Source organism: Nonomuraea diastatica, from assembly GCF_004349015.1.
Taxonomy (GTDB): Bacteria; Actinomycetota; Actinomycetes; order Streptosporangiales; family Streptosporangiaceae; genus Nonomuraea; species Nonomuraea diastatica.
In genome coordinates this window covers 19,149-40,416 of sequence record NZ_SMKP01000033.1, presented here as the reverse complement: position 1 = coordinate 40,416, position 21,268 = coordinate 19,149, and the positions used below count along the sequence as shown (strand labels likewise).

The 21,268-nt window shown below is 67.6% G+C and carries 21 protein-coding genes and 4 pseudogenes; 13 read left to right on the top strand and 12 right to left on the bottom strand.

Annotated elements, in window-relative coordinates:
- The first annotated feature begins 4 nt into the window (after window positions 1–4).
- Complete coding sequence (locus E1294_RS14370; RefSeq protein WP_132508687.1) at window positions 5–1,042, top strand: lipocalin-like domain-containing protein; 1,038 nt, start codon at window positions 5–7, stop codon at window positions 1,040–1,042.
- Window positions 1,043–1,571: 529 nt separating this feature from the next.
- Here E1294_RS14370 and E1294_RS14360 read toward each other — a convergent pair.
- The 5 genes and pseudogenes from E1294_RS14360 to E1294_RS14340 all read right to left on the bottom strand — a co-directional run.
- Window positions 1,572–2,390 carry a class I SAM-dependent methyltransferase gene (locus E1294_RS14360; RefSeq protein ID WP_132508685.1) on the bottom strand — a complete coding sequence of 273 codons (819 nt, stop codon included), beginning with the start codon at window positions 2,388–2,390 and terminating at the stop codon, window positions 1,572–1,574.
- 14 nt (window positions 2,391–2,404) lie between these two features.
- Complete coding sequence (locus tag E1294_RS14355; RefSeq protein WP_132508683.1) at window positions 2,405–4,012, bottom strand: ABC transporter permease; 1,608 nt, start codon at window positions 4,010–4,012, stop codon at window positions 2,405–2,407.
- Complete coding sequence (locus tag E1294_RS14350; RefSeq protein ID WP_132508681.1) at window positions 4,009–4,941, bottom strand: ABC transporter ATP-binding protein; 933 nt, start codon at window positions 4,939–4,941, stop codon at window positions 4,009–4,011. Before E1294_RS14350 ends, E1294_RS14355 begins: the two co-directional genes overlap by 4 nt.
- Before the next feature lie 33 nt (window positions 4,942–4,974).
- Window positions 4,975–5,625 (bottom strand): TetR/AcrR family transcriptional regulator, encoded by a 651-nt coding sequence (locus E1294_RS14345; protein ID WP_132508679.1) that lies wholly within the window; start codon window positions 5,623–5,625, stop codon window positions 4,975–4,977.
- Between the two features lie 25 nt (window positions 5,626–5,650).
- Window positions 5,651–6,294 (bottom strand): annotated as a pseudogene (locus E1294_RS14340) (transposase family protein); the annotation flags it as partial.
- 465 nt (window positions 6,295–6,759) lie between these two features.
- Here E1294_RS14340 and E1294_RS14335 point away from each other — a divergent pair.
- From E1294_RS14335 to E1294_RS14290, 9 genes and pseudogenes are all read left to right on the top strand, one after another.
- Window positions 6,760–6,951: a hypothetical protein gene (locus E1294_RS14335; RefSeq protein WP_132508675.1), complete on the top strand. Its 192-nt coding sequence runs from the start codon at window positions 6,760–6,762 to the stop codon at window positions 6,949–6,951.
- Window positions 6,952–7,142: 191 nt separating this feature from the next.
- Complete coding sequence (locus tag E1294_RS14330) at window positions 7,143–7,376, top strand: hypothetical protein (RefSeq protein ID WP_132508673.1); 234 nt, start codon at window positions 7,143–7,145, stop codon at window positions 7,374–7,376.
- A 1,283-nt stretch (window positions 7,377–8,659) separates the two neighbouring features.
- Window positions 8,660–9,223 (top strand): aminopeptidase, encoded by a 564-nt coding sequence (locus E1294_RS14320; protein ID WP_246083012.1) that lies wholly within the window; start codon window positions 8,660–8,662, stop codon window positions 9,221–9,223.
- A 56-nt stretch (window positions 9,224–9,279) separates the two neighbouring features.
- Window positions 9,280–9,405 (top strand): annotated as a pseudogene (locus E1294_RS14315) (IS5/IS1182 family transposase); the annotation flags it as partial.
- A pseudogene (locus E1294_RS58010) lies at window positions 9,391–9,526 on the top strand (IS5/IS1182 family transposase); the annotation flags it as partial. The pseudogenes E1294_RS14315 and E1294_RS58010, both read left to right, overlap by 15 nt.
- Before the next feature lie 89 nt (window positions 9,527–9,615).
- Entirely contained in the window at window positions 9,616–9,855 is a 240-nt protein-coding gene (locus E1294_RS14310) for a hypothetical protein (RefSeq protein ID WP_132508669.1), read from the top strand.
- A 5-nt stretch (window positions 9,856–9,860) separates the two neighbouring features.
- Complete coding sequence (locus E1294_RS14305) at window positions 9,861–10,847, top strand: serine hydrolase domain-containing protein (RefSeq protein WP_220447730.1); 987 nt, start codon at window positions 9,861–9,863, stop codon at window positions 10,845–10,847.
- Window positions 10,848–11,206: 359 nt separating this feature from the next.
- Entirely contained in the window at window positions 11,207–11,731 is a 525-nt protein-coding gene (locus tag E1294_RS14300; RefSeq protein WP_220447729.1) for a GNAT family N-acetyltransferase, read from the top strand.
- A gap of 257 nt (window positions 11,732–11,988) precedes the next feature.
- Window positions 11,989–12,183: a hypothetical protein gene (locus E1294_RS14290; RefSeq protein ID WP_132508665.1), complete on the top strand. Its 195-nt coding sequence runs from the start codon at window positions 11,989–11,991 to the stop codon at window positions 12,181–12,183.
- A 370-nt stretch (window positions 12,184–12,553) separates the two neighbouring features.
- Here the strand turns inward: E1294_RS14290 and E1294_RS14280 are convergent, their stop codons facing one another.
- Entirely contained in the window at window positions 12,554–13,171 is a 618-nt protein-coding gene (locus E1294_RS14280; RefSeq protein WP_165977273.1) for a CocE/NonD family hydrolase, read from the bottom strand.
- 68 nt (window positions 13,172–13,239) lie between these two features.
- Window positions 13,240–13,722, bottom strand: a complete 483-nt coding sequence (locus tag E1294_RS14275; protein ID WP_132508661.1) for a DUF6653 family protein — start codon at window positions 13,720–13,722, stop codon at window positions 13,240–13,242.
- Window positions 13,723–13,901: 179 nt separating this feature from the next.
- Between E1294_RS14275 and E1294_RS14270 the strand changes: the two genes are divergently transcribed.
- The gene (locus tag E1294_RS14270) at window positions 13,902–14,480 is read left to right on the top strand and encodes a TetR/AcrR family transcriptional regulator (protein WP_165977272.1); all 579 of its coding nucleotides are present in this window, start codon (window positions 13,902–13,904) and stop codon (window positions 14,478–14,480) included.
- Between the two features lie 64 nt (window positions 14,481–14,544).
- Here E1294_RS14270 and E1294_RS58005 read toward each other — a convergent pair.
- Window positions 14,545–14,706 (bottom strand): annotated as a pseudogene (locus E1294_RS58005) (DUF427 domain-containing protein); the annotation flags it as partial.
- A 221-nt stretch (window positions 14,707–14,927) separates the two neighbouring features.
- On the opposite strand from E1294_RS58005, the gene E1294_RS14260 reads away from it, so the two are divergent.
- Window positions 14,928–15,725, top strand: a complete 798-nt coding sequence (locus E1294_RS14260; protein ID WP_220447726.1) for a recombinase family protein — start codon at window positions 14,928–14,930, stop codon at window positions 15,723–15,725.
- Window positions 15,726–15,770: 45 nt separating this feature from the next.
- Entirely contained in the window at window positions 15,771–16,031 is a 261-nt protein-coding gene (locus tag E1294_RS54505) for a transposase (RefSeq protein WP_220447725.1), read from the top strand.
- Between the two features lie 655 nt (window positions 16,032–16,686).
- Here E1294_RS54505 and E1294_RS14250 read toward each other — a convergent pair.
- The 4 genes from E1294_RS14250 to E1294_RS14240 all read right to left on the bottom strand — a co-directional run bounded on the left by E1294_RS14250 (window position 16,687) and on the right by E1294_RS14240 (window position 20,861).
- Window positions 16,687–16,941, bottom strand: a complete 255-nt coding sequence (locus E1294_RS14250; RefSeq protein ID WP_132508657.1) for a hypothetical protein — start codon at window positions 16,939–16,941, stop codon at window positions 16,687–16,689.
- Between the two features lie 70 nt (window positions 16,942–17,011).
- A complete protein-coding gene (locus E1294_RS52665; RefSeq protein WP_165977271.1) occupies window positions 17,012–17,158 on the bottom strand; it encodes a hypothetical protein in 147 nt (48 codons plus the stop codon).
- Between the two features lie 508 nt (window positions 17,159–17,666).
- A complete protein-coding gene (locus tag E1294_RS14245) occupies window positions 17,667–18,095 on the bottom strand; it encodes a hypothetical protein (RefSeq protein WP_132508655.1) in 429 nt (142 codons plus the stop codon).
- A gap of 1,383 nt (window positions 18,096–19,478) precedes the next feature.
- Window positions 19,479–20,861 (bottom strand): adenylyl-sulfate kinase, encoded by a 1,383-nt coding sequence (locus tag E1294_RS14240; RefSeq protein ID WP_132508653.1) that lies wholly within the window; start codon window positions 20,859–20,861, stop codon window positions 19,479–19,481.
- Window positions 20,862–21,268: the final 407 nt, after the last annotated feature.

The window sequence follows — 21,268 nt, the reverse complement described above, 5'->3', positions numbered from 1 at the left end:
GAACATGCGCAGGAAACGCCTCACGGTCGCCCTCTGCCTGATCGCCATCGGGCTGGCCGGCCCGGTGACCCCGGCGTCGGCGACGCCCACGGCAAAGGTCTCCCAACCGGACCGGGGATTTCCGAAATTCGTCCAACTACCGGCGGACCAGGCGAACCACCCGTCGTCTCCCATCGAGTGGTGGTACGTCGTCGGGCACGTACAGGCAGGCGATCGACGCTTCGGCTATGAGGTCACCATCAACCGGTCGAGCGCCGGACCGGAGGTACACGCGGCCATCACCGACGAGAAGAACGGGGAGCACTACTCCACGGTTGAACGGTTCCCGGCGGAGAAGGTGAGCTTCTCGGCCTCCAAGCTCGACGTTCGTACGCCCAAGGCATCACTGACCGGCCCGATGGAGGCGATGACCCTCCAGGCGGCCCTCCCCGACGGCCGTATCGAACTCGTTCTGCGACACTCGGGACCGGCTCTGTACCCGGGCGGAACCGGGCTGATCCCCTTCGCCGACGGCCAGAGTCACTACTACTCACTGCCCCGCTTGAAGACCAGCGGACACCTCACCATCAAGGGAGACACCCACGCCGTTCGCGGCGAGTCATGGCTCGACCGGCAATGGGGCGACTGGGAATGGTCCAAGATCAAGCGCTGGACCTGGATGGCCGTGCGCCTCGGCAACGGTGACCGCCTCAACGTCTGGGACCTGGTCGGCACCGTCGACGAGAAGGCGTACGCCACGATCCTGCACCGCGACGGGCGCCAGACGATCGCGCCCATGGTCCCCCTCGTCAAGAACGCCGGCAGACACTGGCGCAGTCCCCTTACCGGGCAGAGCTATCCCACCCGATGGAAGGTGAAGATCCCGGGTCTGCGGGCCGATCTCACCGTACGGTCCCTCGTCACCGACCAGGAACTGGACATCCGCTACCCCGGCCAGCCCTCCGGGATGTACGAAGCGGACTCGGCCGTCACCGGCAGCTACGCCGGGCGGCCGGTGAGCGGACAGGCGTACGTCGAGCTGTACGGCGATTGGGCCCGCTAACGATGATCATTAACCACCCAGTCCGAAACTCGGCCGCCAACCGAAGTCCACGGATATCACGTTTCTGACGCACCAAGGAGCTCCTCATGACCGACACGCTGCCCACCGCCCGCGACACCTTGTTCGATCCACCCCGTGAGATCCTTGACGATCCGCGCCCGCTGCGCCGGCCGTCATCGACGTTTCTACGTCCGTGCCGGGCTCCCGCTGCCCACCTCCGGCCAGCCTCGTGCATAACGACTGGGACCCCTTCGCAGGGGATCGAAGCGTGGTGGGCGTCCTCCTCGGCTGCCCCGCCGGGCCCTGCCGGCTTTCTGGTCGGCGCGCTCGGGAATGGTGGCGGCGATGCCGCGCCGACGCAACAGGAGGCCTTGCCCGCGATGACGCGATATGGCGTGCAGCGTAGTCGGCCGTTCGCCTGAGGGGGCCCGCGGATGCGGGCAAGCACCTCCGGCAGGACGGTGCAGTCGTTAACTTGGCGCCCGGCGATGGACCTGCCCGACCCGGCGTGAGTCGCCGGCCGGAATCGTCAGAAACGGTAGTGCGCGACCGTGGTGCCCAGCCTGGAGAAGGCCGCGCTGAGCGCCGACAGGCGGGTCCACAGGCGCAGAGCCGTCGGGAACTGGTCGACCTCGGGCTCCCGGGTGAGCAGGATGTGCCGGATCAGGGTCAGCCGCGGGTTCCACCGTACGGGGTCGAGGCGGTCGAATCCGGGGGACTTGAACAAAGGGACCAGGAATTGGGTGCCGGAGTATCGCTTCGCGGCCCAGACGGTGAATCTGGTGTATACGTTGAACGCTACCTCCCCGCTGGGAAAGTGGCTGGTGAGACGGTCCAGCAGCGTGATCATCTCTTTCTGGGAGAGGAAGGGCAACACGCCGTCGGCGACGATCACGGCGGGGCGGTCGGCGGGGAGCGCCTCCAGCCAGCCGGGCTCGGTCAGGTCTGCGCCGATCGTGTGCGTGTGCGGCCGATCGGGGATGACCCGGTGCCGGGCGTCCACGACTTCGGGGAAGTCGACGTCGTACCAGTCAGCCGTCGGGGGCGGGTCGATGCGGAGGGCCCGGGTGTCGAGGCCGGCCCCCAGGTCGATGCCGATCGCGTGGGGATGGCGGGCGATGAACTGCTGCGCGATCTCGTCCAGTTTCTTGGCGCGGTGGGCGACGTCGATGGCCGAGGCCGCGCTCCAGCGGAGTTTGCGGTGGTCGTAGCCGGTCTTGCGGACGATCTCGTAGGCCCTCCGGTCGCCGAGTATGGGGCGTGGCAGGCGGCTGTCGAGCGCCCGGCCGCACAGCGTCACCCACAGGGTTTCCTGCAGCGGGGTCAGGGTGGGAAGGATCACTCCCATGATGTCCTCCAGGCTCAGGTGGTGGGCATGTCGCGTCGGGTGAATCCGGCCAGGCCGGCCGCGATGAGGGCCGCCGCGACGACGGTCATGACGATCAGTGGCGTGGCCGTCATGACCCCGCCGGGAAGTTTCGGTACGTGCTCGAAGACCGACAGGTCGATGACCCACTGGTCGAGCTGCAACTCCAGGCCGACCCAGCCGAACAACATGCTCACCATGGCCACCACGAACGTGCCGGCGACCAGCCTGGGCAGCAGCCCGTACAGGGCGAACGCGACCCCGGTGAACACCCACACCACAGGGAGCTGCACGAGAGCGGCGGCCAGGAGGCGGGACAGCTCACGGGCGACGTCGCCGGTGTTGAGGCCGTGCGCCAGACCGGCGGCCGTCCCGAAGGCGATCAACCCGAGCGCCGGGCCGAGCAGTATGAACGCGACGTGGCTGCCCGCCCAGCGCAGCCGGCGCACCGGGGTGGCCAGCAAGGGCTCAGCCCGCCCGTCGCGCTCTTCGTTCCTGAGCAGCAGCGCGGCCTGGATGGCGAAGCCGGCGCTGACCAGGCCGAGCATGGTCATCATGGGGGCGAGGAACTGGTCGACGAGCGTGCCGGGACCGCCGAGCCGGGCCAGCGTCTCTCGGGCCGCGGCGCTGTTGTTCATCAGCGTCCCAAGGCTCGCCGACATGGCGCCGCCCACGAGCCCGACCAGGGCGAGTCCGGCGAGCCTGCTGATCAGAGGCCCGCGGTGCAGCCGCCAGGCCAGCGCCAGCGGGCTGCTCAGGCAGGGTCCGGCGGCGGCCGGGCCCAGGCGGGCCTGGAGCATGCCGACGCCGAGGTCGCGCCGCTCCGACAGCGCCACGGCCAGCATGATCAGCGCCAGCATGGCGCCGGCCGCGAGCGCGAGCACCCACCAGCGTTCGCCGCTGTAGGGCCGCAGCGCCTCCGCCCAGCCGAGCGGCGTCAGCCAGGACACCCAGGCGGGCCCGTCACCGGACTGCGCGGCGACGTCGCCGACGCCGCGCAGGAGGATCGCGGCGCCAAGCGTGCTGATGCCGATGGCGCGCGCTCCGCCCGCGCCGGTCGTGAGCTGCGCCGTCACCGCGCCGATCGAGGCGAACGCGCAGGCGGCCACCGTGAACTCGAGTCCGAGCGCCAGGGAGCCGGCGGCGGGCAGACCCTGGCCGATCAGCGCCAGCGCCGTGCCCACGCCCAGGACGAGGGCGGCCCCGCAGGTGACGATCAGGGCGGCGGCCAGGTCGGCGTGCCGGGACACCGCGGTGGCCCCGACCAGTTCGCGCCGTCCGGCCTCCTCTTCCGTACGCGTGTGCCGGATGACCGTGAGCAACGCGAACAACGCGACCATGAACGTGACGAACCCCGACCGCCAGGCGACGAGCTCGCCGAGGCTGGATCCGTTCAGCACGCCGTAGGCGATGGTGAAGGCCCTGGTGTGGACGCTGGTCTCGTAGTAGTGCTGGCGGGCCTCGGCCGTGGGGTACGCGCCGGTGAACGCGCTGACGAACACCACCGGAATCATGCAGACGAAGGCCACCCACAGCGGCAGCAGCACACGATCGCGCCGCAGCACCAGGCGGATCAGCTTTCCCGTGCCGGCGAACGCGTTCATCGTCCTGCCTCCGCTTGCCGGGCCTTGACGTTCACGGTCGCGCGGTCGTAGTGCCGCAGGAACAGCTCCTCCAGCGTCGGAGGCCGACTGACCAGGCTGCGCACGCCGGCCTGGGTGAGGTGGCGAAGTGCGAGGTCCAGCGCGGCGGCGTCGACGCTGAAGCGTACCCGGCCGCCGTCGGCGCGCAGGCCGTGCACGCCCGGCAGCCCGGCCAGCCCCTCCAGTGGGGCGGCCAGCTCGGCGTCGATGGAGGTGCGGGTGAGGTGCCGCAGCTCGGCCATGGTGCCGGTCTCGACGGTACGGCCGTCGCGGATGATCGTGACGCGGTCGCAGAGCGCCTCGACCTCGGAGAGGATGTGGCTGGACAGCAGCACCGTACGGCCACCCGCGCGCCGCACCTCCTGGATCGTCTGCCGGAAGACCTCCTCCATCAGCGGGTCCAGGCCGGAGGTGGGCTCGTCGAGGATGAGCAGTTCGGCGTCGGAGGCCAGCGCGGCGACCAGGGCCACCTTCTGCCGGTTGCCTTTGGAGTAGGTGCGGCCCTTCTTGCGAGGGTCGAGGTCGAAGCGTTCGATCAGCTCGTCCCGGCGCCGCCGGTTCAGGTCACCGCGTAGCCGACCCAGTAGGTCGATGGCCTCGCCGCCGGACAGGTTGGGCCACAGGGTGACGTCGCCGGGCACGTAGGCCAGGCGGCGGTGCAGCTCAGCGGTCTGTGTCCAGGGGTCGCCGCCGAGCAGCCGGGCGGTGCCCGCGTCAGGGCGCATCAGGCCCAGCAGGATCCGGATCGTGGTGCTCTTGCCGGCGCCGTTGGGCCCGAGGAAGCCGTGCACCTCGCCAGTCCGTACGACAAGGTCGAGGCCGTTCAGTGCCCGTGCCGGGCCGAACGACTTGACCAATCCGGCCATCGAGATGGCATCTGTCTCAGTCATTATGGGTGTCCTTGTGTGGTGATGAGGAGCGGGCTAGAGATCGTCTCCCCGCTGGGCCTCCCAGGCGGCCTGGGCGGCTTTGAGCATGGTGTCGTCGGCGTACAAGCCGTGGGTGTAGATCTCGAGCATGGGCAGCCCGATGCGCCGCAGCACGTCGGGGCCCATCCGCTCGAAGCCGAGCGCGCGGGTCAGGGGTGGCGCTATGGTCAGCATTGCCAGGCTCACCAGCACGGTGAGCACGGCCAGCGCCCGCACGTCGGAGGACTGGCGCATCGAGCCGCCAGCGATCCCGTCCCGGAAGAGCTGCTCGGTCTCCTCTACCAGCGTGTTGACGAACGTGGTGGCCGCGGAGGAGTCCTCCTCGATCGCGCGCACCATGTACTGCACATGGAGGCGGTACTCCTCCGCGTCCGACAGATATTCCTGGGACAGATCCCGCACGCCGACCAGGTCAGCCGCGGTCCGCGCCCTCCTCACCAGGATCCGCAGGACGTGCTCGTCGCAGACGCTCCGCAGGTTGTCCTTGCTGCCGAAGTGCCGGATGACCAAGGCGGCGCTCACCCCCGCGGTGGCCGCGATGGCGCGCAGGTTCGTCTTCTGGAAGCCGTCGCGGGCGAAGTGCGCGATGGCGGCGTTACGGATCTTGGCCTGGGCGGTCAGATCCGCCGAAGGTGATGAACACACGTTTACTATAGTAAACGTGTGTTCATCACCGTGGCAACCCGCGGTGGTTCTGAAGGACGGCGATAGCCTTGCAGAGGTGGCCGGCTTTGGAGGGGCTGCAGCGTAGCTTCCGAGGATTTCCAGCTCTTCAGCTGGACGTTGGCTCGTTCGCCGTGTCCGCGGAGCTTGGCGTGGGCGCGGTTGGCCTGCTTGTGGGACTCGGGTTTTGTTCTTGCCCTTGTACGGGGTCCGGACCGGGCCTTCGGTTCCCTGATACGCCTTGTGGGCGGCGCTCAGATCGTGAGCTTTGCCCGGCAGCGCTCCGGAGGTCCACAGGATGGCCCCCGTCCGGTGTGGCGATAACCTGGATGTTCATGCCGTGCACGCGATGCTTGCCGGAGAAGTACGGCCGGTCGGCGGCGATGCAGTCGATGTGGATCAGCGTGCCGTCCTGGACCAGGTAGTGCAGCTGGTCTCGCTTCGCCTTGCGCAGTGTCTGACCGACCTTGGGCGAGCGAGCCGACAGCAGCGCGACCGTCTCCTCCGCATACCGACACGCGGTCGCCGTCGACACCCCGAACCCGGCCCCGAGTTCGGCGAACGTCTCGACCTTGCGCAGGTAGACCAGCACCAGCAGCGCCTGCTGCCGGGGTTGAGCCGACGCCAGAGCGACCTCATGGACTTACGGTGCCGCGCAGCCTCCCGCCGCGGTTTCGATGTCACCTTAAGCACTTCGACACGTCCACAAGGGTTCGGTTTTACTCGCCTTCACGATCCATACCTGACGCACTCATGGCGCGCCTTTTCCGCAACGCTCACCACCCCCGGCTCTTAACCGACGCAGCTTGTGTGTCGTGGACGCCGCGTTCCTTGGCCACATGCAACACCGGCCGCGGGCCGTCCAGCGGACGGCTTCGTCCTTGAACTCCTGGCTGAATCGTCGGTTACGCCCCGCCACAGCCTTCCCTTCCGGTTCTCCCTCAACCTTAGTTGGGGATGGGTCCGGAAGATCCGGGGCGCCTCAGCCAGACGCCCAGCATTGGGCAAGCCGATCGGCGCGGGTGCGCCTGTGCGAGGCGCTGGACCGGCCGTTTCAGGCATGGCTGTCCAGTGACCGACTGGCGGCTGCACGACCGTCGCGGGTACTCTGACGGTATGACCGCCGAGCACGAGACCCCCGATGGCACGGTCAACGTCGAGCAGGAGCGCATCCGGTATCCCGAGGAAAAGCGTCAGGCGAACCTCGCCAGACTGCTCGAGGTCCTCGGCGCGCCGCCACCGGCCGAAGCACTCGAGTTGGCCGCCCGCAGCGAAGCGGAGCTTGCCACCCGCCCCCACGCCGCCTGACCCGGAGGTCGGGGAGTGCAAGGTCGCGTGCTGGGCACCAGCGCGCTGATCGCCTGGGGCAAGCGCTCAAGCGTGTACGTCGACGCCACCGTCTGGATGCGCGTGGACACCGCGACTACATCGTTCCCGTCATTACGACGTCAGCTGCGCTCACCGCGGCACTCGCCCAGCTTCCCGGCTCGGCGGTGCCGGTGATCGACGTGCTGCTCGGCATGGAAGGCACCACCTTCGTGGATAGCCTCACCCTCGGCAGCGCACCTGGCGTGGCCGAGGTCCTGCGCGAGGCCGGGCCGTACGCTCCCGAGCAAGTGACAGCCGCCACGGTTGTGCAGGCGGCGCGCCGGCGTTCGCTGCCGGTGGTCACGAGTAATCCAATCCCTTTGCGGGCGCTGTGGCCCGACGTTCCGATCGACCTGATCCTCTAGCCGACCGAACTCAGTGCCAGCGGGCTCTCACCGGCGCACGCCAGTCCGCTGGCCTTGTCTCTGCCCTCCGCATAAGCTCGGCTGTCGTCGCGCCCGAACCGTTCCCGGCCTGGCCGCGGTACAACCCCCGACGAAGCCGCCTGCCCTGCCCGAGCAATGACCATCGCCCTGTGAACCCGGGGGATCCGTCGACGGCCCACGATGGGCGCCACCGTCCGCAGCGGCCGAACCGGATCAGGCACAATTCAGAGCCCGGAGACACCGGCCAGCCCAAGACGGCGTGTTCTCCTGCCCGTCGGACATGACGCGCCCGGCTCCGGCACGTTGGCTTGTACTCGGGTGTTTGCGCTGGCCGGCCGCTCGGCGGGTCGTCCGAGCCTGAGCCGCACCGGCAAGATGCGGAAGATCGGCTGGCTGATCACACGATCAAGGCGAGCAGCCTCATTGGAGGTCATGCCCGGATGCCCCACTCCCTGAAGACCGATGCGCTCTCACCGCCAGCCAACGAAAGGCCCTTTGATGGTCGACCCATTCGATGGCCGATACGGCCAAGTCATCATAGCCGGCTGGATCAGCGAAACCCCGGACACGGGCAAAGACGGCGCCTTCTTGCTGATCATCACCCCGGACCGCCGAGCCCCGGCCACGATGCCCCTCGTAGCGAAAGCGCTCGGCTTCACCCCTGGCCCCGGCTCCTTCACTCCGCAGACGACCACCTCGATCAGGGTCCAGGTCGAGACCCGAGGCAGCGAGGTGTGGGCAACGCTGTACGTGCCCGAGGACCGTTCTCCCGTCCCGTCAGTGAGGAGTGGGCTGCCCTCGCCCTTGAACATCAGCGCGTGGTCCTCACTGTCGGCTACGCCCCGTCCCGCAGCGATGAGGACGGCTCCGCCTATGTGGACCTGGTCCTGCCCAGTCAGAGTTTCCCCTTCGGCATCATTTCCGCCGGGCAGTCGCGAGCCGCATCACCGGACCGGCCCTCGGATGCACGGGTCGGCGGCGCAGCGAAGGCTGTCCCCAGTGTCCCGAATGACACGACCAAGCCACACTCACTCTCTTCAGGTACGCCTCGTGCCAGAAACTTCGATACCAGCCCGCCGCTGCACGTGTACGAAGTTGGCGCCCTGTTCGACCCCAACCGGACCCGGTGGCCGGAAGGGCCGTTCCTTCATCTCGGGCGCGAAGGCACCACGCTGACCTTGTTCTCCGCCCGGCCCCCGGCCAGGCAGCGGTCCAGGAGCTCACGACGGCGCGACTGCACCCGCCTCTCCATGATCGCGTTCATGCGCGGGATGCAAACGCCCGCCGCCCGCCTGGAGGACGTCAAGGGCCGCCCGTTCCAGGCCAACCTGCCGACCGAGGAGGTGTTCACCACCCCCGACTACCGGCGCGTCGACGGCACGGTCCGCGCCACCCGGCCGCTGTCCCTCGACGGCCCCGTCATCCGCGACCTGGAGCTGACCTTCGCCGATGGCGTCGTGACCGGTGTCAGGGCGAGCGCCGGAGCTGACGTCGTTCGCGCGCACCAGGCCACCGACGCGAGAGCGGCCCGGCTGGGCGAGCTCGCGCTGGTCGACCATTCCTCGCGGGTGGGCGAAAGCGGCATCACCTACCTGGAGACCCTTCTTGACGAGAACGCCACCTGCCACCTGGCCTGGGGCGCCGGGCTGCCTCCGGGCGCGCCCGCCCACCTGCGTACGGACGATCCCGCACGGCTGGACGCGGCGGGCGTGAACACCTCGCGCGTGCACGTCGACTTCATGGTCGGCGGCCCGGACGTCACGGTCACCGGGCTGGGGCCCGGCGGGAAGGTGGTGCTCCTGCGCAACGACGCCTGGGAGTTCTGACGCCCTGCCCGCAGTCGGGAGTATCAACTTAACTAGACACTCCCCCTTCGCGGCTTGTGCCTCATGAGTTGTGGGAGTTGTTCCAGCGGGTGGTGCCGCCGGCGCCGACGCGGCCGCAAGGTGGCGGGCGGCGGCGGGTCGACGATCGGGTGATCCTGGCGGCGATCGTCGTCGAGAGAACGGTCTCCTGGCTGGCCGGTTACCGCCGCCTACACCGACGCTACGAACGCCGGGCCCGACCACGTCGCGTCCTTCGTCACCATCACCGCAGCCCTCATCTGCTATCGCCGACTCACCATATGAGTCACCGTCTAAGAGCACCGGGCTGTCTGTTCAGCATGGAGAGTCAACCTAAGTTGACTTACCAGTGGCCGTCAATATAGGTTGACCGCATGGCTGTTGAAGAGCTGACCGGCCTGGTGGTCGCAACGGCGGACAAGGACCCGTTGGTGGGGCTGGGGGCCGTGGCACAGATCCGCGCGGAGGAGACGGAGCGGAGCGAGGAGGTACTGGTCCGCCGGGCGCGCAACAACGGGGCGACCTGGGTGCAGATCGCCACCGCCCTGGGCGTGTCCAAGCAGGCGGTGCACCGCAAGTACCGGGGTCGCCGAGTGTTCGGGGACCGGTCGTGACGGCGGTGCACGGCGACGCGGGGCTCGCCACCAGGATAGAGGAGCTGCTGGGCGCCCGGCATCCGGTGGCGGCCGCCGCCCTGATCACCACTGCCGGGGTCACGGTGGCCAGTCGGGGCGCCGGCCTGGACTCCGACTTCGAGATCGGGTCGGTCTCCAAGGCAGTCACCGGCCTGCTGTACGCCGATGCGCTGGATCGCGGAGAACTCAAGCCCGAGACGACTTTGGGCGAACTGCTGCCGCTCGGCGATGTCCCGGCCGCACGGGTGACGCTGGCCTCGCTCAGCCAGCACCGGTCGGGGCTGCCCAGACTACCCAAGACGGCGCAACCGCTGCGGCGGACGCTGGCCCTGTGGCGGCACGGCACCAACCCCTACGGCGAAGACCTGCAACAACTGCTAGTCCAGGCCCGCACTGTGCGGGTGGGCAGGCCACGGGCCCGCTATTCCAACTTCGGGTTCGAACTACTCGGCCACGCGATCGCCAGCGCGGCTGGAACCTCTTACGCCGATCTGGTGCAGCAGCGCATCGCCAGCCCGCTGCAACTGAACCGCCTCTACCTGCCCGCAACAGCCGACCAGCTCGGCCCGGACGCGCTCACCGGCACCAGTCGGCGAGGCAGGCCACGGCAACCATGGACCGGCGAAGCGGTAGGGCCAGCCGGTGGCATCCGCGCCACCATCGGTGACATGGCCCGCCTGATGGCCGCGCTGCTGGACGGATCCGCACCCGGGATCAGCGCCCTCGACCCGATCGCCCCGTTCGGCAAGGGCGCACGCATCGGCGCGGGCTGGATCACCATCACGGTCAAAGGGCACCTGATCACCTGGCACAACGGCGGGACCGGTGGCTTCCGCTCCTGGGCTGGACTCGACCGCGACACCGCAACCGGCGCCGTGGTCTTGTCCGCCACCTCCGCATCAGTCGACCGCCACGGATTCCTGCTGCTGACAGAGAGGGCCGAGACGACTCGCACCGCAAGCAACAGCTGATGCCCTTCACCCGCCCTCGTGGCGGTCCGGGACAGGCTGAAGCGCGACTGCCTCTGGGATCCGGGTAGTGCCAGATGGACGCACTCGTGACACAGAAGACGAGCCATCTGTCACACTCGCCGCCGACACACAGACGTCCGCCCGGTTCGGCCTCCGCCGCGCCTGCTCGGTCTCATGGGCCCGAGGCATGTCTCGCCGATCATGTGGCATTCGCGCGGCTGCCTCCGATGCGCGAGACGGTCGGCCCCTGGCCAGACTCGACCGACGGGCCCCCGCGAGCGAAACGAGGATTTGCCTCTAAGATCAAGGCCAATGACGCGATCATGAGCGGGGGGGAAGAGACCACAGGGAGGTGCGTCGTGAGCGCGCTTGAAGTACGACTGCGGCCGGTGACCGAGGACGATCTCGCCATGTTCCGGCGTTTCGCTACGGAACCAGGGCTCATCGGCCTGGACTGGACAGGGTTCCGCGACGCACAGGCGCCCGCGCGGCGCTTCGCCACGGATGGATACCTGGGCGCTGAAAACAGCAGGGTCATCGTCGAGGTCGACGGCACTGCGGCAGGCTTTATGAGCTGGTCAGCGCAAGGATCCGAAGTTTCGCGATACTGGGAGATAGGAATCGTCCTGCTCCCCGACTGGCGCGGGCGCGGTGTCGGCTGGCGCGCGCAGGCGATGCTGTGCGACTACCTGTTCACACATACCCCGGCCCAGCGGATTCAGGCGACCACCCACCCGGAGAACATCGCAGAACAGAAATCGCTTGAGAAGGCCGGCTTCACACTGGAGGGCGTCATGCGTGCAGTGGAGTTCCGCGCCGGTCAGTGGCGCGATGGCTTGCTATACAGCAGGCTGCGGGACGATCCACCTCCGGCGGTAAGTTGAGTGGCCTTGACGGGCGCCATCCTGCACACCGTCTCAAGGCAGGGGTAAGTGGCCTCGGCCTACGAAGAAGCGGCGCGCCTCCAACTCGGTCTTGACCAGCGCCCGCACGTCGCCAGATCCACACGGTCCGGCCCGCTCACCGGCATCTACGACCCGAACGGCATGGGCGCGATATTTTTCGCGGTGGTCGCTGTCGCCGCCCAACTCGACCGCAACTACATCCGCGACAAGACCCTGGAGGGCCAGATGACGGCCGCTTGCTGGCCGAAGGCTGGCAGCCCGAGAAGGGCAAGGACATCACCGCCGAAGACATCGCGCAGCTGTCGCCCTACCTGACCGCGCACATCAGCCGGTTCGGCCTGTATGCCACCGACGTCTTGCGCCTGCGCCCCGACGACTTCGACCCCGACCTACCCCAGATCGACTTCACCACCTTGGCGCCCGCGGCGTAGACGCTCGGCGCTCGGGCGTAAAGGCTCTCGTCAGCCGCTGGCGCGCTGTGCTCTCGATGAGCACCGCCGGGAAGCGCCCCCGGTGCCGCCCGTCGCACGCTCGGCCAGGTCTCTCCGTGGGGGCGATGGACTTCGGGGTCGATCACCGCGTGGTCGTGCCCGGTGTAGCGGACGGCCAGGTTGTCGACGATGCGTGCCAGAAGTTGGTCCAGGCGCGGCAGTCGCGCACGAGTTCCAGCAGGGGCGGGGCGTGGCCGTCGCGGGATCATCTGCAGGCAGGCCATACCGCGGGCGTGCCGACACCAGCGTGCGTACTCGCCGCGACTGGCGAAGGGCCAGAGCGGATCGCTGGTGGGATCGACACCCCGAGTCAGGTGGTCGCCATGACCGGCAGGACGATGGCCGATGGGCGTGCGGGATCGTGGTGAACTTCCTGGTCGGCGATGCGCATCGCGCTGGCGGTGGCGATCGGCTCGCCGGTGCCCAGGTTGCGGTCCCATCGGGGGAAGGCACCGCTGGCGACCTGCATTCGGATGCGGTGGCCCTGCTTGAAGCGGTGCGCGGTGGGCCACAACTCGATGGTGATCAGCGTGTCGACCGGCTGGTCGCCGGTGACGCGGCGCAGTGCCTCGGACACGTGGGTGACCTTCCCGAAGGGGGCGACGTCACACAACCGCACATAGAAGTCGGTGTACGTCAGGCTCGAGGTGACGCTCAGCTCGGCGACCGGGATGCCGATGACGTCGAGGTCGGCCACCAGCGGGGTGCCGGTGTAGGTCAAGACATCATCGCGGCCGGCCAGCACCTGCTCGCCGGACTTTCGGGTGCTGCCCATCAGCTGGGGCATGCCCAGCACGGCCGGCGTCGGGTCCGCGGGATCGTAGCGGTAGCGGTCAGGTGCGGACTCTGTCGGCGTGGTTGTGGCCAGGCCGCCGCAGCAGATGCCTTTCTCCCTCCGGAGGCGGGCGCGTTCGCGGCATCGGGGCACCAGTACGTCGGGATGGCGGGCGTAGGCGTTGCGCCAGCGTCAGTGCCATTTCGACAGCAGCGGATCGCTTACTGCACAGCGCCCAGCCGTTTTTGCTCCTCATACAGTTGAGCGAAGCGATCGATCCGCCATAGCTGGCCCATCGTCAGCAGCGTGGCGCCGAAGACGGTCGGCCAGAGCTCAAGCGCGGTCAGCCCGTAGGCGATCAGTGACAATGTGATCGGCCCCCCGACCACCAACATCAGGCGCTGGATCCGGCGGTGATCGGCGGAGACCGGCCACTTGTCCTTGAACCACATCTTCTCGCCGTAGATGCCTTTGGAGGACCAGGCGGCGGGCGTGTGCACAGGCCGGAAGACGAACGGGTTCAGCCACAGCCACACCAGCACTGCGGCGATCGGGGCCAGGCACCACCAGCCGAGCCACACCCTGCTCCAGATCGCCGCGAACATCAGCGGGATCGCCGCGAAGCGGGTCCACACACTCCAGGGATTGGCGTGCCGCTTCCAGGTCTCGTCACTCATCTGGAAGTCCTTCGTCCCTTTTGTCATGACGCCTATGCAACTCCAACCAAAGCTATGACCAGAATGGATATTCAGTTATAGCTTACGTCGCCCGCCCCCGCCCGGGCAATACCGGCCGCGATGCCGCCACTTGTAGTCTTGGGACCAGGTATCCGATGCGGGCTTGGGTGGTTGTCGTGGCTGTTGCGTTCACCGAGGAGGAGCGGGTGCGCATCACCGCCGACCTGCTGGACACCGCCGAGCGGCTGTACGCCTCGCAGGGGCTGAAGAAGACCTCATTGGAGGAGTTGACGGCGCCGGCCGGGATCTCGAAGGCGAGCTTCTACGCCTTCTTCGACTCCAAGGAGACTCTCTACAAGGAGGTCATGATCCGCCGGGCACCGCTCATCGCACGGCGGCACGGCGAGGTGTTCCGGCGTCCCGTCAGTGCAGAATCGCTGGCGGAGGTGATGGGCACCTGGACGGTGGTTTTGACCACCGACCCGTTCTACCGGCGCTTGTTCACCCACCCCGAGGAACTGCGGGCGGTCGTCAGAAGGATCGGCGCCGAGGAGGTCGCCCGCGTCACGCCGTACGTGATCGACCCCCTGCTGGACTACATCGCCAAGGGCCAGGCCGACGGCGTCATCGACAGCAGCGTCCGCCCCGAAATCATCTTGGGGGTGATCCGGACGATCGGACTGATCGTCATGAACCGGCACCTGTACGGCGACACCTATGACGATGTTCTCGAAACGACGATAAAAACCCTGGCTCGCGGCTTGACCGCATCGGACGAACTCTGACCACAGCCGGAAGGCCAGCTGTGGGCCCGGGCCGCCGACCAGCATATTCAGGCTGGACTAGCCTCTAGGGACCCTGACTCACGCGAAAGGCGGGCCGGACGCCCCGCCAGAATGCCACGTGATTTTTGATCTTCCGAGCCAGCAAGATCGGCCGCCGGTAGACGAACGCCGCGCCCGGGTTCGCCTCACCGTCCACCACCACGTCGTAGTAGCCCGGCCACCCCCTTCCACAGGCACAGGCTGCGCGTGCGGCTCTCCACCAGAAACCCGCTCTTGAGCGACCCCCTGGGCGGCGCCGACGCCGACACGGCTGCGCGAGGCCGCCTGGATCGCCCGCTGCGTCGGCCGCGGCCCCGAGTGGCTACCGCACCTGGCCTCCGTCGGCCCGCCGGGCCCGGCCACTTTGGTCCTTAGCGAGAAATCTCGTTGAGATATGTCCACGACCCTGTGATCACCCCGCTGCGGAGCATAAACGATCGTTTCGCCCCCACTGCGAACGGTGATCATCCCGGCGGGATGCCGGCCCCGATTTCGGTAGCAAAACTATGGAGCAAAACCGCAGTGGAGCAGAAGACCGGCCATTACCTTATTGCTACACTGCGGTTCAGTCATCCCCGCGCAGAGGCCCCGGTGAACCAGATCGTCATCGACAACGACGGCCCCGGCGCCCGCGAAGATCTCATCGGCCTGGCCCGCGCCTCCACCGACGCCCAAGAACTCGCCCGGCAGATCGACGCACTCACCGCCGCCGGATGCGCCAAGATCTTCCTCGACAAGGCCTCCGGCAAGAAGGGCACCGCCCGGGCCGGCCTGCTCGCCGCACTCGGGCACATGCGCCGCGGCGACACCCTCGTCGTCCTCGACCTGACCCGCCTCGGCCGCGACACCCGTGAATTGCTCGCCATCGTCGAAGACGACCTGCACGCCAAAGGCCGCCACTTCCGCACCCTCGACGGCATCGTGCTCGACACCAGCGACGACATGTTCGGCGAGCTCATCTTCACCGTGTTCGCCGCCATCGCCAAGTTCCAGCGCCAGCAGATCGTCAAAGGCACCCGCGAAGGCCTCGACGCCGCACGCGCCCGCGGCCGCGTCGGCGGCCGCCCCCGCTCCCTCACCCCCGAGCAGATCGACAACGCACGCATCCTCCTGGCCGCCGGCGAAGCCCAGACATCCGTCGCCAAGGAACTCGGCGTCTCCCGATGGACCCTGCGCCGCGCCCTGGACAACAGCCCAGGCCAGTAACACACATCCCCAACTAAGGTTGAGGGAGAACCGGAAGGAAAGGCTGTGGCGGGGCGTAACCGACGATTCAGCCAGGAGTTCAAGGACGAAGCCGTCCGCATGGTGCTGGACGGCCCGCGGCCGGTGTCGCATGTGGCCAAGGAGCTCGGCATCCACGACACCACGCTCGGAAACTGGGTAAACACCTATCGGCGAACCCGGGACGACGACGTGGCACCGGCGCAGGATGCGGGCGAGAAGAAAAGCGAGCGGGACTTGCGCTGGAGCGAGGCAATCGCAAGCTCCGCGAAGAGAACGCGTTCTTGAGAAAAGCCGCGGCCTTCTTCGTCCGAGAACAGCGGTGAGCCAAGTACGAGCTCATTGATGCGGAGAAGGCCCATTGTGCCATTGTGGACACGTGCTCGTGGCGCTGGCAGAATCGTTCTTTGGAGCGTAGAAGAACGAGTGGCTCAACGGGATGGTTTTCACCAGCCGGGCTAAAGCACGGCGCGAGGTTGTCAAACATATCGAAGGCTTCTGTAATCGGCGCAGGCTTCATTCCGCAAATGGGTACCGGACTCCACTTGAGGTCCACAACGAGTACCTGAGCCGGCAGCTCGCATCGTGAAGTGATCGTCAGGAAGCTGTCCGGAGGAGGCGGGGCACCTAGTTCCCGAGGAGTGGGTCGCCCGATGGTGGCACGAGGCCGAAACCGACGAACGGAACGTGGCATGGCCTCTGATAGAGCTGGACATGCGACGAGAGCTGCCCTCGCTGGTGCACCATGTTCTCGACACCGTCACGGCCGCGCAATCGCCCGCCGATGCGCCAGGGTAGGGCGGCCCATGGAGAGTCTCTGAAAGCCGCGGTGCTCAGCCCGGCGGACTGATGCGCGCGAGGCGGAACGTCCGGGACTGTGAACGCAAGCGTTCTCCGAACCAGCTGCTGATCTTCCTCGTGGACGCTTTGAGCAGTGATGCCCTCAGGCCAGGAGTCCCAGGGTTTCGGGCGCTTCCCAGGCGGTCAGCTGCCGCTCAGGGTAGGTTTCCTGCTGCGAGAACTGGTCGATCAGGTCGGCGAGGGCTTGCCGGTCCTGCTCGGACAACTCCTGCAGGAGGACGGCCACCGGCTCGATCACCTGCATCGTGGCCGCGGGCGTGATGGCGTCGCCGTCGCTGAGGTCCAGCCTGACGACCTCGGTGAGGGCCTTGGCGAGGGTGTGTTCGAGCGGGGTCATGATGGGCTCCTTGGCTGGTCGTTGAGGGGCGTCTGCAGGGCGGTTGCCGTGACACCGGGAGCTGCCCTGGTCAGCCGGCCGTCGGCCCGGTGAACCGGGCTTCCAGCTCGGCGATCATCTGAGCCAGCAGGCTGGTGTTCTCGTGCCGGACCACTTGCGGGCCGACCGTGTCGATGCCGGCGACCTTGGTGATGTACTCGTCGGCGGCTTTGTCCAATGGTGGCGAACTCCTTGCAGGCGATGGAGTGGGGGTTGGCTGCCTCGAAGGTGGTGGCGCGGTGCATGTCCTTGACCGACGTCATCGCCGCGCGTGCGGCGGACATGGCGTCGCGGGCGCTGAACTCATCGCCGTGCCCGGAGCGCATGTAGCGGATGGTCCAGACCCGGCGCCGGTTAGCGTCCCGCCGGGTGGGTCGGCCGATGGCTGGAACCGTTCCAGGCGGTCGTCCCGGTTGGCCGCGATCACCACGACGCGGACGGCCCGCCGTAGCCGGTGACCATCAGGCATCTGGACACCGCTACGAGGGCGAGGTGGCGCCGTTCAACCCGCGTGACTGGCTGGAGGTCCATCCTGCCCCGGCGCTGTGATCTTCCTCTTTCGCGGTCGAATTTGTGGAACCCCCGCCTGAGCTGCGCTTAAGGGTCGTCCCGAAAACGGTCGATATTGGGAATCGACTGGCATGACCGCCTGCACGGAGGCCGCAACGCTGCTCAACAGGCAGACCTCACCGCGTTCTCCAGAAGGCCGCGGTCTCGCTGGTGGACTTGACCATGACAGGCTTGTCCTGCGGGGCGGGCCACACCTGTATCAGGTACTCCTCGATCGGGTCGCCATTGTCGCGCGGGTCGCCGTCGTCGCGGTTGCACCCGTGGACACGCAGCCGGTAATCACCGGGGCCGGGCAGTTCCAGCTGCTTGGCCGGGTTCTCGCTGCCGTACGTCGACGCGAAGTCCATGAACGCAGATCGCCAGGCAACGGACACCTCGGCGACGTCCTGCCAGCCGTCGGCGGTCAATGGTGGGGCGTCGTCCCACAGCTCGGCGGTGACGACGATGTAGCCGATTTCCTGGCCGCACAGGATGCGCGCGCCATCGCCATCGGGGTCGGCCTCGACCAGGCCCGTCGCGGTCATGTCCCACTCGAATTCCGTCACCAGGTCTTCGCCGGTCAGGTCAACGGTGGACGCATCCACATGCACTTGAGCGGAAGCGCGGCGTATCAGAGTCGGCACAGGACTAGATCCGTTCGTTATGAGAGAGGAGGGGTCACCCCTCATGATCGGGTGGCCCCGCTCGTGCGCGACCGGTTCACATCCGTTCCGACCTTGGGCCACTTGATCGCTGCAGCGACCGAGTGCGCCCGATCGTACGCAGCCCGGCGGCGCCCGAACCTATCGGACAGCAAGCGATCATGCCAGGTGGGTACGACAAACCATCCCTACCGGAGACAGCCACCGATCAACGTCTGAACAGGCCCTCGGTCAGGCGCAGGTCGCCAGGAGCTCCGCGAGGCGTTCAGCCGGGGTGTCCCCGTCGCGAAGGGCCCATTGCTATCGCAGATAGTGAGTCATTATCTGCGATAGAGTCGATCACGCCGCCGCCGATGGGACGGCTCAGGTTGAGATGCGCTGCTTTGGTAGCGCGGAGGTCCAAGATCATAGCTTTGCCGGGATAGCCGGGTTCGCTGACCGCCTTCAGACTGCGGGGCAGCTACCTGCGGGAGGCCCGTTGAGCGAGGCGCCGCATGCTCTGGATCCTGCGGCCTGAGTCCATTACCGATCAGTAACGGTACGGTCCCTCTGATTTTGCTCGACCCCTGGATGAGGGAGGTCAGAGAGCTGTCACTGAGCCGGTAGTAATCATGCCGCCTCCAGCCATCCTTACTTAACGCAAGAGTACTTATACGGTTAGTAATCATGGCTGGAGGATCCGGTGCCGTTCCCCCATCCCGCGCTATCCGGGGGGGCAGCCGGAATACGGGAGAAAAACACCGCGGCCGGGGGTTCCTGCTGGTTAGTGGCGTCGGCGGGGTTCGTCCGGGGGTCTCGCGGTGCCGTTCGGCATCGCCCGGCACCGACGGGGCCGCCCACCGCTTTTTCGTCGTGACCAGGTGAGCCAGGAGGAGACCGCGGCCCGGTTGCGGTTCCACGTCGCCGGCGCGCGCTCACCCCACAACCGGGTGAGCGCAGCTCCGACCTCGTCGTCGGCGACGTCAGTCAACAGCCGGCTCGCACCCAGAACCGCGACGGTCCGGTCGATCGCCGAAGCGTAGGCGCGATGCGTGTTCGGATTGCCGACCTGTTCGTCGACAGAAACTGCTCGGCGGCCGCGGCGAGGTCGACGCCGTCGCCGCGCAGCGGCGAGACCTTCCGGCCCGCGGCCGCCATCACACCGACGTCCGGAAGCTGTTATCACGTACATGCTGCGTCATTATGCGGGAGTGCGCCCGGCTACCGTGATCGGTATGGGGCTCTCCTCAGCCGTCAGACTGGGGGTTCGCTGTCCGTGGCGGCTGACCCTGCTCGAGAGGACTGCGTTCAGGGGAAGAGTTTCGGCCAGTTGTCGCCGCGAGCCCGTACGTCTGCGGCTACCTCTTGCACCGACCGACCGTCGGTGTCGACGCGCAGATCACCTGCCGAGGCGCTGTCGAGCGTCTTGGCCTCGTGCGCCGCTCGTTCGGCGATACGGTGCAGGGCGTCCGAGCCCAGCCCGCGCAGCTCATCACCCGGTATGGTCGGCCCGCCTCCCTGGCCACGTTGCGCGACGCGCTCGGCCAGCGTTGCCGGCTCCGCATGCAGTCGACACACGGTCAGCGCCACGTCGGGCAGCAATTCGGCGTAGCCACGGAGAGTGTCGTCGGAGTCTGCTTCCCCGGAGATGACCAGGCACTGGGCGCCGGCCGCGCGATACTCTGCCCAGATGGCCGCGAGGTTGCGGGCCTTAAGGCGATGGCTGAGCACGTCGTCTTCCGCGGTGGGACGCAGCGCCCCGATCTGCTTCACATCGACGTAGGCAGCTCGCACGCCGGTCCGGTAGATCTGCATGAAGATCTCGTAGCCGACCGTCGACTTCCCAACCGCCGTAGCGCCGGACAGCCACAGCACGGGCACCGGCGCGGACGCGGGTGCGGCATCGGCCTGGGAGGTCGGGTGGTTCTGCCGGTCAACGACGCTGTGGAGCGTCGCGGGGGGCAGGGGGCCCGGCCATCCTCCAACCCGCTTACAGACCAGCCGGGCTGCCTCGGACACCCCTAAGCCGCCGGTGTCCACGCACACGTCGGCGTAGTTGCTGCGTTCCAGGGCTTCCGCTTCAATGACCGCCTCCTGTACCAGATCGGGACGCCATCCCCGCGCGAGAAAGCGTTCCTTGAGCTCAGCGCTATCGACGCGCAGTCGGCACACCGTGAACGCGGCCTCGGGAAGAAGGGCGGTGTACTCACGAACCTCCTCGGGAGTGTCTACGAAACCCGCAAGGACCAGACATTGCACCCCTTCCTGCCGGAAGTGTGGCGAAATCGCAGCCAGATTCCGCGCGCGGAGGCGATGCGTCAGGCCTTCTGGCATGGGGTGGCACAGGCTGATCTGGTCAGCGTCGACAAACGCCGTCTTGACGCCGGCACGACTTAGCTGCGCGAACACCTCCCAGCCAACCGTGGACTTCCCGACACCCGTAGGCCCCGAAAGCCAGAGCAGAGGCAGAGAAACGTTGGTCATCCGCGCGACACTAGCGGGCTCCCGGTGCAGCGAGCGACTGCATTGGGACTTCAGCCACACCGCCAGCGCCAGCAGATGATGCTCGTCCTGAGTACGGCCCCGCGCCCACTCCACCTCTGCATCAGTCGGGGTGAACACCTCGGCCAGCTCGCGCGCCGACACCACCCGCCCAAACCGCGGATACGCGGTCCGATCGATCGAGGTCACGCACAACCCCCGAGATCGTCACCAACACGATGACGACCACCTTGACGATCAACCTTCAGCCCGCGGTGTCTTTCTCCCGTATTCCGGCTGCCACCACCATGAACGCCAGTTCACTGGTGTCGATCGGAAAGCGCATCTCTGCCTCCCTTTCGGGTGCCCCGATGACACCCATCCTGAAAGGCTGCATTCGAACGCGCATTCGAATAGCTCAAGGCAATACCGCTACGGCATACCGGCGCACATCAACCATCGGCGGTGCTAAGGGGCCACACCCCAACCCGCGCCGCTTTGCCGACACTTTACTCACGGCGAGAGCACAGATACTCTATGTGCTTCGGGTGGGCCGAGCGCGGAGGGGGTCTTGGCCCACCACACAGCCCGCCTGGCGTGACCAGAGCCAGGCGGGG